We start from the raw sequence: 13436 nt of genomic DNA, 5'->3' as shown, positions 1-13436 counted from the left end.
CAAGAATGCCAGACGTCAGCACGGACCTCAGGGTTTTCAATGATTTTGAGAGAAACCCGGAACTTCTCAAAAAATTCGACAAGGTGTTGGAGGCGTACTCTGCCGCTGCCATTTTTGCGGATGTGCAGTACCGAACAGGCGTGATGGACAGCGCCATCAAACCCGCTTTCCGCGCCAAGGTTACAGGCCAGGCCGTGACGGTTCAGCTTTCAAAAGGCGACCTGGTCGACCCATTGCGAGCGCTTGAAATGGGACAACCCGGGGACGTGATCGTTGTGGACGCGGGCGGAGATCGTCAAACGTCGGTCTGCGGCGGTTTGATGGGTGGTCTGGCCAAGAACCGTGGCATTCGCGGTATGATCGTCGATGGCACTGGGCGCGACACAGATGAGTTGGAAGACATCAACTGGCCAATCTGGACGCGCGCGATCACGCCGCGCGGAACGCACACGATGTTCTCGGAACGTAAAGAAGAACTTTCGATTAATGTGCCCATTGCCTGTGGGGGCGTCGTCGTAAACCCCGGAGATTTCATCGTAGCTGATCTTATGGGCGTCGTTGTGGTTCCACAGGAAATTGCCGAAGAAACCGTACGCCTTGCCCAAGAGCAGGCTGACCGTGAAGAGGAAACCCGTAAATGGGTGGCCCAAGGCAAAACCGTTGAGGATCTGCTGAATGAATTCGGTCGCATCTGAGCCAGCGCTGATCGGCGTAGATTGGGGCACGTCATCGTTCCGTGCATTTCTAATCGGTGCGGAGGGCGAGGTGATCGATGGGGTCTCGTCGCCTGAAGGCATCATGCAGGTTGCGGGGCAAACCTTTGACGCGGTCCTTGATCGTCTCATCGGCCCTTGGGTCTCCAACACTAACCTGCCGATCCTGGCATCCGGCATGATCACCAGCCGCAATGGCTGGGTCGAAACGCAATATGCCGAAATGCCGCTGGGTGCTGGCGGTCTGGCGCGGGCGTTGGTCCCCCACGAAGCGGCCAACGGAGCGCGCATTCACTTTGTGACTGGTGCGTCGACAGAACATGCCGGAGGACCCGACGTAATGCGCGGCGAGGAGACCCAGATTATCGGGGCATCTTCGCTCGGTTTAAGCGAAGGTATGTTCGTGATGCCGGGAACGCACAGCAAATGGGTTCAAGTTGCGGATGGGAAGATCGTGGATTTCTCGACCTACATGACAGGTGAGATCTTTTCGGCGCTGAAAGAACACACGATCCTTGGCACCTTGATGAAAGGGGATGCCTTCAGCGAAGTCGCCTTCGTGATGGGCGTCAAGGCGGGCCTCAGTGGTGAGTCGAACCTGCTGCACAGCCTGTTTCACGTTCGGACGCTTCCTCTCATGGGTAAAATCCCAAAGGTTGCCACGGCCGACTACTTGTCGGGCTTGTTGATCGGGACCGAGGTTGCTGCCGCGACCGGCGCATTAGAAGACGTCGGCACGATCACTGTTGTTGGACGAAGTGATTTGTCTGACCGATACGAAATAGCGCTTCGAACTGCTGGTTTCGACAGCCGTCGCGCGCCTGACGATATCGTTGCGAAAGGGCATTTTCTGATTGCTCGCGCTGCGGGGTTGGTCGGATGATTGACCTCACCGCAGCTCTTGCCGAGAACCCGCTAATTGCGATTTTGCGGGGGCTGGCACCAGAAAATGCGCGCCCGGTGTCTGATGTACTCTTCGATGCCGGGTTTCGGATAATCGAAGTACCGCTCAACTCACCGGACCCGCTGGAATCGATAGGGCAGATCGCCGTGAAACATGGCGCTCAGACCATCGTCGGCGCTGGCACAGTGTTGACTGTGGATCAGGTCGCGGCGGTTGCTGATGCAGGCGGGCGTATCATCGTGTCGCCCAATATGAACCCGGACGTCGGGCGCGCGGCTGTCGCTCGGGATCTTTATTGGTGTCCAGGAGTCATGACCCCGTCCGAGGCCTTTACGGCGTTGGATATCGGAGCATCGGTCCTCAAATTCTTTCCGGCGGAAATGGTGCCGCCAGCTGCCATTTCTGCCATGCGCGCCGTATTGCCTGCAGACGCAGTCGTCGCTGCGGTAGGGGGCATAACGCCGGATACGATGGCGCCGTATCATGCCGCGGGTGTAGATGGATATGGGCTGGGATCCGCACTGTTCAAACCGAGCTATACATTGGATGATATCGGCAGGCGCGCGCGCGCCTTCACCAGTGTATTGGAGGAACTTGGATGAAACAGGCCTTTGTAACGGGCGGTACGCGAGGGATTGGTGCGGGTGTTGCACGGTCGTTGGCAGACGCAGGTTGGTCCGTCATTGCCGCATCCGCCTCCCAATCCGAATTGGATGCATTCGAGCCTCGGGACGGGTTAAAGGTGCAGCTCTTGGATGTCACCGACCAGACGTCCATCAATGATGTATTCGGCGAACTCACGGGTCTCGATGCCTTGGTGAACTGCGCAGGTATTCTTTTGCGTGGCGAAGAATATGACATCGACGTCTTCGCCAAGGTGCTCGATGTGAATCTGACTGGCACCATGCGCTGCTGTCTTGCCGCGCATCCATTGTTGGCTGAAGCGAGCGGGGCCATCGTCAACACCGCCTCTATGCTCAGTACCTTTGGTGGGCCTTTGGTTCCGGCGTATTCCGCTTCTAAGGGCGGCGTGGCACAGTTGACCAAGGCGCTCGCAGGTCGCTGGGCCGAAGACGGTATCCGGGTCAATGCCATCGCGCCGGGTTGGATTGAGACAGAGATGACCCAGGGCCTCCGGGAAGACCCTGAACGAACAGCGGGGATCATGGCGCGTACGCCAATGAAGCGCTGGGGGAAACCCGAAGAAGTCGGTGCGCTTGTGCAATGGCTTTTGAGTGAAAACGCCAGTTTTGTGACCGGATCGATCTATCCGGTCGACGGCGGCTATCTCGCTATGTGAGGAAAATCTATGAATGACGATGACACCGCCCGAATGCCATATCAATTGCCATTCCCCAAGGATGCGCAAGACGAGATCGTGATCCCGAATGCCATGAGTGAGGACGACAGACTGTGGGTTCCGCAGGCAGAGAACGTCTGGTTCCGACCGCTCTGCCTGAACCGCTCGCAAGGTTATTGGATGAACCTTCTCAAAGTACGCAAAGCTGGTGTTCTTTCGCGGCACCGCCATCCACAGCCAGTCCACGGCTTCGTCCTGAAAGGGCGCTGGCATTATCTGGAACATGATTGGGTTGCGGAAGAAGGGGGATATGTCTTTGAGCCGCCGGGTGAGACTCATACCTTGGTCGTTCCCGACGATGTCGAAGAGATGGTAACCTATTTCCAGGTCAATGGCGTGATGTGCTATGTTGATCCGTGGGGCGAGGTTACTGGCTACGAAGATGTCTTTACCAAGATTGATCTGTGCCGAAAACACTTCGCGGAAGTCGGTCTTGGAGAAGATTACGTTGAACAGTTCATCCGGTGATGCGCCGCGTTTCGCCCTCGTAGCCCATGATGCGCGAAAGGACGAAATCGTTGAATGGGTGGGTCTGCAATTGGCCCGCCTGTCCAGAGTACAAATCTTTTCGACAGGGACCACCGGCAGCCGCATTAAGCAAGCCTATCCACAACTGGATGTGACCTGCCTAAAAAGCGGACCACTCGGAGGCGACCAACAGATCGGCGCTATGATCTGCGAAGAGAAACTGGATGCACTGATTTTCTTTGTCGACCCTCTGTCGCCCATGCCACATGATGTCGACGTTAAGGCTCTGACCCGTCTCGCAACAGTGTATGATCTGCCAATGGCATGTTCTCGCTCAACCGCGGATCTGATCGTCAAGGGGCTGATTGACGAGGGTGACAACGCGCCTGCGTGATACGCCACGCGCCGCAAGCGCCGATCAGCCAGTTCTCAGAAGGTGCTCTGCCAGACTGCCGAGGTTTTCGCTGCCAAGCTGGCTCATGTTGGCTTCAATGTCAGCCTTCAGGATGTGAACGAGATGGTCGACCCCTCGCGCTCCGAACGCTGCAACGGCATATTGAAAGGCGCGTCCGGCCATGACGAAATCTGCACCTTTCGCCAGTGCGCGCATGATGTCCAATCCCCAGGCCACGCCAGAGTCGTAGATCAGTGGCACATTTGTTCCGACTGCTTCGCGGATGTTCGGGAGTTGGTCAATCACAGCGGGTCCGGCTTCGAATTGACGCCCGGAGTGGTTTGAGACCCAGATGCAATCCACGCCCTCGGCCACCATTTTTTGCGCGTCCTCCGGCCGTAGAACACCCTTGACGATCAGGTGACCCTCCCATTCCTGCCGTAGTTCGCGCAGGTAGTCCCAATCTGGAATCCCACGGATCAGAGCGCCTGCATGGGTAAAACTTTCTCTTCCGCGGGTCGGGACGTAATCGTCAAAGAACCGCATACGTGGCATGATGCCCTCGCGAAGATGTGCAAGGCACCAGGCGGGTCGTGACGCCATTTCTGTCAGCGTGCGCAGGTCAGCTTTTGGAGGCACCGTCAGATTGGCGCGGCGTTGTCGTTCGCGCCGACTCTCTTCTGGAACGTCCACCGTGATAATCAGCGTATGAAATCCCGCTGCCTTAATCCTCGGCAGCATGGCGCGACGCAGATCGCCGGAGTTCACCGGGTAATGCTGAAACCATCCGTTTTTTCCAATGTAAGGTGCCACATCTTCCGGTGAAGCAACCGCCACGCTGGACAACGAAAACGGAATATTGTGAGCAACCGCAGCCTTTGCAAGCATCCGCTCTGCTCCTGCCCACATCAGGCCGGACATACCTACCGGTGCTATTCCGAATGGCAGATCGTAAGTTCTACCCATCAATGTAGTCTGTAGGTCGGCCTTTGTTCGGCCGCATAGTACACGCGGCATGAATCCGATGGCATCAAGTGCGTCCCGGTTGACCTTCAACCCCAGCTCCCGGCCGGTCGCGCTGTCGAGGTATTCGAAGGCAAACTTCGGAATGCGCTTTTGTGCGGTTTTCCGAAGGTCTTCTATCGACGGGTGGGAAAGGTCCAGATCCATCCGGGTCCTCTGTTCGTTGTCTAACGTTTGAAGCTCCTCAGTCGGTCACCAAAGGGATGGCAGGGCCAAGGAAATTGCGGGCACATAGGTGATGAACATCAACAAGATCAGCATGCCGACAAAGAATGGCAGGATCGCCCGGCTGAGGCTTTCGATGGAAACCTTCGAAATGCTACTGGCCACGAACAGGTTCACACCCAATGGCGGTGTGCAGAACCCAATGGCCAGGTTGACCGTCAAGATGACACCAAAAACGATCGGATCGACACCTAGCGCGGTTGCAACCGGCAGCAGGATCGGCGTCATGATGATGATCGACGAAATCGTCTCCATGAACATTCCGATCACCAACAACAGCAGATTGATCAGCAACAGAATGATGATTGGGTTGTCGGACAGGCTGGTGATCGTTGTTGCGAGCTCTGTCGGGATTCTTGCGAGCGTGATCAACCTGCCAAAGGCGGTCGCCATGATCACCAATATCAGAATGGTCCCGCTGGTCTTTGCACTGCCCGCCAAAACCTCTGGCAGGTCCTTGAGGGTGATGTCGCCATAGACGAATATGCCGATGAAAGCGGCATAGACTACGGCCACGGCACCGGCTTCGGTTGGGGTGAAGATACCGCTGTAGATGCCCCCAAGGATAATTACCGGCACCAATAGCGCCCAGATGGAAGACCGGAAGCTCTGCCAGACGCCTGGGCTTGAGAACGTAGTCGTCGATTGCTGAACAACCTCGTCCTTTCGCAGCAGAACACGAGCGACCAACATGAACATGAGGGCAAAAAGGATGCCAGGAACAACGCCTGCAAGAAACAGTTTGCCGATCGAAACCTCGGCAGTAACACCATAGATGATGAAGGGAATACTTGGCGGGATCATTACACCGATCATTCCTGAGGAGGCTGTCAATGCGCCGCTGAATTTGCGCGTATAGCCGACCTTTTCCATCTCTGGGATCATGTTCGACCCGATGGCGGCTACGGTCGCAGGAGATGAGCCGGATATGGCGGCAAAAAACACACAGGCGAGCACGTTCACATAAGCCAGCCCACCCCGGATATGACCGATCAGCGCATTGGCAAATCCAACCAGTCGGCGAGACATTCCGCCGTGTTGCATCAGGTCGCCTGCCAATATGAACAGAGGGACGGCAATTAGAGGAAAGGAGTCCGCGCCTGTTACCACCGACCGTGCCAGAAGAACCATGGGTGGTGTGCCATCTACAAAGACCATCACGATCATAGTGGCCAAGCCCAAACAGATGCCAATAGGCACGCTGAAGAGCAACAGGGCAAAGAGCGTCAAGAAAAGCGTTGTTGCAAGCATACCGGGTTCCTCACGCTTTGGTTCCTGCGATCAGACGCAGGGTTCGGAACAGATGTTGAGTGACGCGGATCGCGGACAGGCCCGCGCCAATCGGCGCCGAAGCATAAAGGATCGGAATCGGTAGCCCCAAAACGACCGAAGTCTGGCTGGCGACAAAAGGCTGTCGGATAAGCTTGATGCATTCAATTGTCAGAACGATCAGAAATCCAAGGACAAGAAGCGCGATCACAACATCCGCGTAAAGCCTTGCGCGCTCGCTTAGGACATCACGCAGGACCGTGATACGCACATGATCGTCTGTGTGGAACGCATAGCTGACGCCTAGCCAGACAAACCATACAAACAGCCAAAGCGTTAGCTCTTCGCCCCATGAAAGAGAGGCATTCAGAATGTAGCGCATGAACACATTTCCAAAGATCAACAAGACAATCGCGGCCAAAAGTGCACTGGCTAAGACCTTTTCGGCATTCATATCGATCCATTTGATAACCGACACCGTTCACCTCCCCTTGAACGAAAGGGGCACCCGAACTTTCATGGCGCGGGTGCCCGTATTGGCTGAGTAGTCCGAGGGTCAGCTTCCGCTCGCTGCGGAAACCGCTGCTACCCAGTCGTCATAGGCTTCAGCGCCAACCTCGTCGCGATACTGCAGACGGACGCTTTCGGTTTTGTCGGCAAAGGCCTGTCGCTGCTCTGCAGTCAGTTCCAGAACCTCGACACCAGCAGCACGAATCTGTTCCAGTTGTTCCGCATCTTCGCTCGCGACCAGTTCAGCCTGATATTCACGTGCGGTGGCCATCGAGTCCCGGACCAGTTGCCGATGCTCTGCGGACAGCGAGTCAAAGAACGGTTTGGAGATCACGGGCATATAGACCGCAAAGACATGGCCCGTGGTCGAAAGGTATTTCTGAACCTCGTAGAAACGCTGCGAGGTAATGATCGCCAGTGGGTTTTCCTGGCCGTCGATCACGCCTTGCTGGAGAGCAGAATAGACCTCTCCAAAGTTCATTGGCGTCGGGTTGGCCCCGAGCGTTTCGAATGTCGCCACATGCGCCGGAACCTTCATGGTACGTAGCTTGACACCCTCGAGATCTGCGGGGGCTGCAACCGGGCGGACATTGTTGGTCACATTGCGTACACCCAATTCAAGCCAGCCAAGACCAACCAATCCCTGGTTTTCGACCCGTGCAAGCATGCCATCACCAGCATCACCATCAAGAACATCAAAGGCGATGTCCTTGGAGGAATACATGTAGGGCAGTTCAATTACTGCAAAAGCCGGATCCCAGCCCGCGAAGAAAGAGGAAGGAGGAATAGCCATTTCCAGAACGCCGGTTTGAACACCTTCGATCATTTCGCGATCAGGGCCCATCTGCGACGAAGGGAATATCTGTACGTCGATCTCACCATACGAGCCAGCTTCGACCAGTTCTTCAAATTTCAGTAGCGCGCGATGCATATGAAACGCTTCTGCTGCGCCATGCCCAACCTTAATGACTGTTTCAGCGGATGCTGCAAAAGCAAGCCCGGCTGACATGACAACGCCAAGCGCCAATGTTGATTTCTTGAACAAGGTATCCTCCCACGGATTTAGTTATTTTCGATCTATTATCTGAGATATCAGATATAATATAGAAATCAAGCTTACATGTGCTATAGTGTTAGAGAGACGAAATAGGACGAAGTGAAAATGACCGAGATTTTGCCGATTAAGCGCCCGGATTCGTTGAGTAAAACTGCTGAAGAGCATATCCGAAAAGGCATAATCAATGGCACGTTTCAATTGGGTGAATCGTTGCCAGAAGTGAAGTTGTCAAATGCCATGGGCATCAGCAAAACTCCGATTCGCGAAGCTCTATCAGCTTTGAATCTTCAGGGCCTCGTTCAGATCTTTCCTCATCGAGGAGCCTTTGTATTCTCTCTTTCTAAAGGGGACGTGGTGCAGCTTTGCCAGTATCGGCTAATCCTAGAATCTGCAGCTTTGGAGCAGGCGCTTGAAAAGAACCCTTCGGTTCTGATCAATGAGCTGTCTACAATTGTTTCGAAGATGTCGGAAGCGCAGGAAGCGGATGAATTCGAACAGTACTTGGAACTTGACGCCGAGTTTCACGACGCGTTTTTCAGGTCCTGCGGAAACAGTTACCTGCGGGATGGATATCAAAAAGTCAGTGATATCGTCCAAACTATGCGGACACACCTGTCCAAACGTTCCAATCGAACGAAGAAATCTTTCAAGGAACATCAAGCGATCACATCGCTATTGGACGAGGGTAAAGCAAAAGCAGCAACGAACACCCTCAAACGTCAAATCACTCGCGGTGAGCGTTCTTATTCCGATTTGGTTGGTCTAAGGCAAGCATAGGTGCCCACCATTTGGTCACGATGTTCACCAAAAGCGCATCTGGCAGCAAATCTAATGCCGCGTGCGTGGGCAACATAAGTTCAAAGTGGCGGAGTTGGGCTGTTCTTAGACAAGGGCCGTGGCCACGATTAGAGGGCGGTTTTTGTGTTGGGTCAGAAATGATTGACGATTGGGTCAGAAATGAATGACGTGATTGGCCGATTTATTGAGGTTTTGTCTGTCGATTGAGTCAAATATCAGTGACGTTCCACACCCGGGCCGCCATCCCCTGTCAGGAACCAAGAGCGGTCGGGATGAAGTGCTGGCCTTTTTCGAACAATTGGGCGTCGCCGGATTTCAGGCTGAGCCCATCTATTTCGGGGCCGACGAGACCCATGTGGTCGATATCCACCGTGGCTGGTCGAACGCCGAAGGCAAACCGAATGTCGATACCACATGGGCGCTCGTCTACCGGATCGAGAATGGCAAGATCGTCGAGGCGACCAACCTGTCCGCCGATCAGGATGCGGCAAACACTTTTTTCTGGTCTCAATACACGCTGGCCCCAATCCCCGAACGGCTGGTCAGATAAGCCATCGGCTGGTGATTTAAATGATCGACTACCCCGAAATACGCGGTTTCATCGCCGACTGGTTTGCCCGGTTTGACAGGCTGGACCCTATCGACGTGTTCCTGCCTGACCTCCATCCAGACGTGGACTGGGACATACCTGGCGTCGATACCACGCTAAGCGGGCATGACCGCGTGCGGGCCTGGTATCGTGGCGTGCTGGAAACCTTGCCACGCCCAACCGAGCATCACGTTAGCAAGATCGCAATCAAGCCCGGCGCGGCACAGTTCGAAGTTCTGTTTCGTGCCGCGACCGTTGCGGGAGACCACATTGAAGTCCGCGTTCAGGAAAACTGGCGCTTTGAAACCCGTCTCGATGGCCGCCCGCTGATCACCCATTATTCCGCAACAATTCTGCAAGAGGCAGATACATGAAAACCCTCGTTCTCACCGCACACCCGGACCTGAGCAAATCGCGCATCAACCGCGCATGGTTCGATGCTTTGTCAGATGCTTCGAATGTAACCACCCGCGACCTGACCGCCATTGGCGGTAGCGAAATGCGCTTTGACATCGAAACCGAACAGTCCTTGCTGCTAGCTCATGACCGTATCGTGTTTCAATTTCCATTCTATTGGTATTCCGCACCGCCGGTCATGAAAGCCTGGATGGATCAGGTGCTAAACTATGGCTTCGCTTATGGGCCAGGCGGTGACCGATTGAAGGGGCGTGAACTGCTGATCCTTGTCTCGACCGGAGGTCCCGAGCACAGCTATCACGCAGGTGGATACAACAACTTTACGATGGCCGAGTTTCTGAAACCATTCCAACAGACAGCGAATCTGGCCGAAATGACGTATCTAAGGCCGTTCGTGGCCCATTGCATGGCGGTGGCCACTCAGGAGCAAATAGACGAGAACGTGCCCAATATGTTGGCCTATTTGAGCGATCCCGAACTGGACCCTAAGGTTAGACAGGCCCGTTTGCTCAAGCAATTGGAAGACTACCCCTCACTTGCAACGGCGGTAAGCTGACATCGACCTATCTTGCGCCGGGCAGAAAAGCACAGGTTTTCCAGCAGGCGCGGGTTTTCTAACGACCAATGACAGGTAATCTATCTACGCGGAACAAGAGTGTGAGAGCCTAGTGACCGAGATTGATCACCTGAACCACTGGTTGATTTCCGATGGCCGCCTGCTGGGCGACGAGAGGCTCATAGTCAAAGGGTATTGCGAAGGATTGACAGCGCTTGGCGTACCCTTGACCCGGGCACGGATCGCGCAGAATTACTCGAACCCTTTGCTCAGCGCTTGGGGGATTATCTGGACACCCGAAGAAACCCGCCGCTACACTGTGCCGACCACCGTTCTGGCAACCAGTGCGTGGCATGGCAGCCCGTTTGAATATGTCGTCACGCAGCGGCGCCCCTTGCGCAAGCGCCTGACCGACCTCGACCTTCTGACAGAACATCCGATCTATTCCGAGTTGGCCGAAACAGGTGCCACCGATTTTCTGGCAATCCCGCTGGAACATGGCAACGGATCAGTTCAGGGCACCAGTTTCACCTCGAATGCGGATGCAGGGTTTTCGGACGAGCACATCCGATACATTGAAGACACGCGATATGCGCTTGCGGCTGCTTTGGAACCCATTGCGATGCGCCATTCGCAAAGGAGCCTTCTGCAAACCTATCTGGGTCATGGCCCCGCCGAAGAAATTGGTCATGGGCATGTAAAACGCGGGGAACATAAGACGGTCACCGCTGCAATTCTGTTCACCGATCTGCGCGGGTTCACCGAGAAAGCCCAAACCTGGTCCGAAGCTGACTTACTTGACATGATGGGTGAGTATTTCGAGATGGTCGTGTCCCCCATCCAGGATAAAGGGGGCGACGTTCTCAAATTCATGGGGGATGGCATCCTTGCTGTTTTTGACGTTGATGACGACGCGGAAGCCTCGTGTGGATCTGCGGTGCGGGCGGCAAAACAAGCCCTGGCCAACCTGCGCGACTACAACGATACAGCCGTCGACAAGAAAAAAGAGCCAATTGAATTCGTAGTCGGCATTGATTTTGGTCGCGTCACCTTTGGTAACATCGGCAGCCCCGATCGCTTGGATTTCACGGTCGTCGGTCAGGCTGTGAACGTGGCCAGTCGGGTTCAGGACCTGTGTAAACTGCTTGGCGAAACGATTTTGGTGACACAGAGCGTCGCCAAGCACATGACGCATAATATCCAGTCAACTGGCTATCATTCTGTTCGCGGTTTGCCCGAGGAAATCGAGGTTTTTAAAGTCCGAGAAAGACTCTTTTGAAGTCATCTGTTCGGCGAACGCGGTAATTTTGTTCGCACCGATCACAAGAATTTGTCGTTTGCGGGGAGCAAGTGGGTACTTCAGAACCTTCCTACCGGTCAACTGAAGATGGAGAAGAGCACGTGTTGGCCGCGTGCTTCTGGATTTGGTTGAAATATGATTATCTGTTTCATGTGAAGTCGAACAGTCGTATCAGCCCAGTAGAGAATGATCGCCGCCCACCCGTGGTGTATCTTGGCTGTCGAAGCTGTCTCTAAGGCGGACTTAGGAGGGGGAACGACAGTCTCGCCCGCGCTGCTGGTCTACTACAACTTCCCCAAAAAGTGTTTGTAGAGAATGTCCGGAACGTCGGCTGTGCCTGCAGCAAACGTGGACTCTAGCTAAGGTCGGCTAAGGGCCGTCCCCGTGTCAGTTATTTGCGTGGCAGGGGGCTTTGCTGCACCGGCACCGAGGTCAGCATCGAGACCAAACCTACCGAAGAACCGCCGATTGATTATGACCGCTTTTATGAGGCATTATTTTATTGAAGGTCATTTCTGGGGCAGACCAATGGTTCACACTGAAGTATTCGAAACGCAGCTATCTGAACTCGTTGAATGGCGTCGCGACTTTCACGCACATCCGGAAATCACATTCGACGTGCATAGAACCGCCGGTTTGGTGGCTGAGCGCTTGCATGAGATGGGTGCCGACGAAGTTCATACAGGCATTGGAAAAACCGGCGTCGTCGCTGTCATCAAAGGCAAAAGCACATCAAGTGAAAAAGTGATCGGGCTTCGGGCGGATATGGACGCTCTACCCATGCAGGAGCAGACTAACCTTCCCTACGCGTCCAAAATCGAAGGCCGGATGCATGCCTGCGGACATGATGGGCACACAACGATGCTGCTGGGCGCTGCTCGCTATCTGACTGAGACCCGTAATTTCAACGGAACTGCGGTTCTGATTTTCCAACCAGCGGAAGAGGCGGAATGCGGTGGCCTTGCTATGGTTCAGGATGGTCTGATGGATCGTTTTGGTATTCAAAGCGTCTTTGCGCTTCACACGTTTCCTGGTCTGCCTATCGGTCATTTCGCGACTCGTCCGGGAGGCATAATGGGGTCTGCGGATCTGTTTGACATTGAAATAAACGGAAAAGGCTGCCATGCAGCATTTCCACACGAGGGTCTCGGCCCGGCGATTGCCGTTGCTCAGATCATCCAGGGTTTTCAGACAATTGTGTCACGTTCAATAGAATCTTCCGCACAACATGTCGTCACAATCACGCAAATCCACATGGGAACAGCAGACAACATTGTTGCTGAGACAGCCGAGATCAGAGGGACCGTGCGCAGCCTATCCAGCAAGGCACGTGCTTTGGGCAAACAAAGGATGTTCGATATTTGCGCGGGTGTAGCGTCCATGACGGGTACAGAGATCCACCTCAATTACATTGACGATTTACCCGTGACGGAAAACGACCCGATACAAACCGACTTTGCCATTGATACGGCCTCCAAACTGGTGGGCGCCGAGGCGGTTGACGGCAACCGAACGCCAAACATGGGTGGCGAGGATTTTTCGTTCATGCTTGAGCAACGTCCGGGCAATTTCATGGTTATCGGCAACGGAGATAGCGCGGCGTTGCACAACCCGGCCTTCGATTTCAATGATGACGCACTCGCCTATGGCTGCGCGTATTTTGCTACAATTGTTGAGCAGCAATTATCGATCAGACCTGCACAGAATTCTGGTTGCCGAATCTGACGTTGGTGCAGTCGCAGCGGTCTTGTCAGAAGAACTTGCCTTAAGGCGGGCAGGGGGCTTTCGTAGCTTTTGCCCATAACCAGACCTGCCTCTTTTAAGTACTTCAAAACCAGCCCAGAGATCATCCG

At 54.6% G+C, this 13436-nt stretch carries 16 protein-coding genes; 12 read left to right on the top strand and 4 right to left on the bottom strand.

Annotation, left to right across the window (positions count from 1 at the left end; all coding sequences use genetic code 11):
- Nucleotides 1-5: 5 nt before the first annotated feature.
- Genes ACR0IU_RS11535 through ACR0IU_RS11510 form a run of 6 tightly spaced genes read left to right on the top strand, consistent with a single transcriptional unit; the run spans nt 6 to nt 3839 of the window.
- Nucleotides 6-695: an RraA family protein gene (locus ACR0IU_RS11535; protein ID WP_108861947.1), complete on the top strand. Its 690-nt coding sequence runs from the start codon at nt 6-8 to the stop codon at nt 693-695.
- The gene (locus ACR0IU_RS11530; protein ID WP_480716363.1) at nt 676-1596 is read left to right on the top strand and encodes a 2-dehydro-3-deoxygalactonokinase; all 921 of its coding nucleotides are present in this window, start codon (nt 676-678) and stop codon (nt 1594-1596) included. The genes ACR0IU_RS11535 and ACR0IU_RS11530 overlap by 20 nt, the downstream gene beginning before the upstream one ends.
- Complete coding sequence (locus tag ACR0IU_RS11525) at nt 1593-2219, top strand: 2-dehydro-3-deoxy-6-phosphogalactonate aldolase (protein WP_010437258.1); 627 nt, start codon at nt 1593-1595, stop codon at nt 2217-2219. The genes ACR0IU_RS11530 and ACR0IU_RS11525 overlap by 4 nt, the downstream gene beginning before the upstream one ends.
- On the top strand, nt 2216-2917 hold the full coding sequence (locus tag ACR0IU_RS11520; RefSeq protein ID WP_117868134.1) for an SDR family NAD(P)-dependent oxidoreductase: 702 nt from the start codon (nt 2216-2218) through the stop codon (nt 2915-2917). The genes ACR0IU_RS11525 and ACR0IU_RS11520 overlap by 4 nt, the downstream gene beginning before the upstream one ends.
- 9 nt (nt 2918-2926) lie before the next feature.
- A complete protein-coding gene (locus tag ACR0IU_RS11515; RefSeq protein ID WP_170596888.1) occupies nt 2927-3445 on the top strand; it encodes a 2,4'-dihydroxyacetophenone dioxygenase family protein in 519 nt (172 codons plus the stop codon).
- Nucleotides 3426-3839 (top strand): methylglyoxal synthase, encoded by a 414-nt coding sequence (locus ACR0IU_RS11510; protein ID WP_480716362.1) that lies wholly within the window; start codon nt 3426-3428, stop codon nt 3837-3839. Before ACR0IU_RS11515 ends, ACR0IU_RS11510 begins: the two co-directional genes overlap by 20 nt.
- Before the next feature lie 24 nt (nt 3840-3863).
- Here ACR0IU_RS11510 and ACR0IU_RS11505 read toward each other — a convergent pair whose 3' ends face one another.
- The 4 genes from ACR0IU_RS11505 to ACR0IU_RS11490 all read right to left on the bottom strand — a co-directional run bounded on the left by ACR0IU_RS11505 (nt 3864) and on the right by ACR0IU_RS11490 (nt 7911).
- Nucleotides 3864-5009, bottom strand: a complete 1146-nt coding sequence (locus tag ACR0IU_RS11505) for an alpha-hydroxy acid oxidase (RefSeq protein WP_480716361.1) — start codon at nt 5007-5009, stop codon at nt 3864-3866.
- Nucleotides 5010-5054: 45 nt separating this feature from the next.
- The gene (locus ACR0IU_RS11500; RefSeq protein ID WP_480716360.1) at nt 5055-6338 is read right to left on the bottom strand and encodes a TRAP transporter large permease; all 1284 of its coding nucleotides are present in this window, start codon (nt 6336-6338) and stop codon (nt 5055-5057) included.
- Between the two features lie 10 nt (nt 6339-6348).
- On the bottom strand, nt 6349-6834 hold the full coding sequence (locus tag ACR0IU_RS11495; RefSeq protein WP_480716359.1) for a TRAP transporter small permease: 486 nt from the start codon (nt 6832-6834) through the stop codon (nt 6349-6351).
- A gap of 78 nt (nt 6835-6912) precedes the next feature.
- Nucleotides 6913-7911, bottom strand: a complete 999-nt coding sequence (locus tag ACR0IU_RS11490) for a TRAP transporter substrate-binding protein (RefSeq protein WP_480716358.1) — start codon at nt 7909-7911, stop codon at nt 6913-6915.
- A gap of 117 nt (nt 7912-8028) precedes the next feature.
- Between ACR0IU_RS11490 and ACR0IU_RS11485 the strand changes: the two genes are divergently transcribed.
- From ACR0IU_RS11485 to ACR0IU_RS11460, 6 genes are all read left to right on the top strand, one after another.
- Nucleotides 8029-8700, top strand: coding sequence for a GntR family transcriptional regulator (locus ACR0IU_RS11485; RefSeq protein WP_480716357.1), 672 nt, complete (start codon nt 8029-8031; stop codon nt 8698-8700).
- A gap of 298 nt (nt 8701-8998) precedes the next feature.
- Entirely contained in the window at nt 8999-9271 is a 273-nt protein-coding gene (locus tag ACR0IU_RS11480; protein ID WP_480716356.1) for a nuclear transport factor 2-like protein, read from the top strand.
- A gap of 20 nt (nt 9272-9291) precedes the next feature.
- On the top strand, nt 9292-9684 hold the full coding sequence (locus tag ACR0IU_RS11475) for a nuclear transport factor 2 family protein (protein WP_480716355.1): 393 nt from the start codon (nt 9292-9294) through the stop codon (nt 9682-9684).
- Nucleotides 9681-10283, top strand: a complete 603-nt coding sequence (locus tag ACR0IU_RS11470) for an NAD(P)H-dependent oxidoreductase (RefSeq protein ID WP_480716354.1) — start codon at nt 9681-9683, stop codon at nt 10281-10283. The genes ACR0IU_RS11475 and ACR0IU_RS11470 overlap by 4 nt, the downstream gene beginning before the upstream one ends.
- Nucleotides 10284-10395: 112 nt before the next feature.
- Nucleotides 10396-11562, top strand: coding sequence for an adenylate/guanylate cyclase domain-containing protein (locus tag ACR0IU_RS11465; RefSeq protein ID WP_480716353.1), 1167 nt, complete (start codon nt 10396-10398; stop codon nt 11560-11562).
- 549 nt (nt 11563-12111) lie between these two features.
- Nucleotides 12112-13308: a M20 aminoacylase family protein gene (locus ACR0IU_RS11460; RefSeq protein WP_480716352.1), complete on the top strand. Its 1197-nt coding sequence runs from the start codon at nt 12112-12114 to the stop codon at nt 13306-13308.
- The last annotated feature ends 128 nt before the right edge of the window (nt 13309-13436 follow it).

Source organism: Ruegeria sp. CL5 (assembly GCF_056536485.1).
This window is presented reverse-complemented; position numbering and strand designations above follow the sequence as displayed.

Coding starts and splice junctions, on each gene's coding strand:
- ACR0IU_RS11475 (WP_480716355.1), top strand. CDS start 9,292: ATGATCGACTACCCCGAAATACGCGGTTTCATCGCCGACTGGTTTGCC.
- ACR0IU_RS11500 (WP_480716360.1), bottom strand. CDS start 6,338: ATGCTTGCAACAACGCTTTTCTTGACGCTCTTTGCCCTGTTGCTCTTC.
- ACR0IU_RS11525 (WP_010437258.1), top strand. CDS start 1,593: ATGATTGACCTCACCGCAGCTCTTGCCGAGAACCCGCTAATTGCGATT.
- ACR0IU_RS11535 (WP_108861947.1), top strand. CDS start 6: ATGCCAGACGTCAGCACGGACCTCAGGGTTTTCAATGATTTTGAGAGA.
- ACR0IU_RS11520 (WP_117868134.1), top strand. CDS start 2,216: ATGAAACAGGCCTTTGTAACGGGCGGTACGCGAGGGATTGGTGCGGGT.
- ACR0IU_RS11530 (WP_480716363.1), top strand. CDS start 676: ATGAATTCGGTCGCATCTGAGCCAGCGCTGATCGGCGTAGATTGGGGC.
- ACR0IU_RS11470 (WP_480716354.1), top strand. CDS start 9,681: ATGAAAACCCTCGTTCTCACCGCACACCCGGACCTGAGCAAATCGCGC.
- ACR0IU_RS11505 (WP_480716361.1), bottom strand. CDS start 5,009: ATGGATCTGGACCTTTCCCACCCGTCGATAGAAGACCTTCGGAAAACC.
- ACR0IU_RS11515 (WP_170596888.1), top strand. CDS start 2,927: ATGAATGACGATGACACCGCCCGAATGCCATATCAATTGCCATTCCCC.
- ACR0IU_RS11485 (WP_480716357.1), top strand. CDS start 8,029: ATGACCGAGATTTTGCCGATTAAGCGCCCGGATTCGTTGAGTAAAACT.
- ACR0IU_RS11460 (WP_480716352.1), top strand. CDS start 12,112: ATGGTTCACACTGAAGTATTCGAAACGCAGCTATCTGAACTCGTTGAA.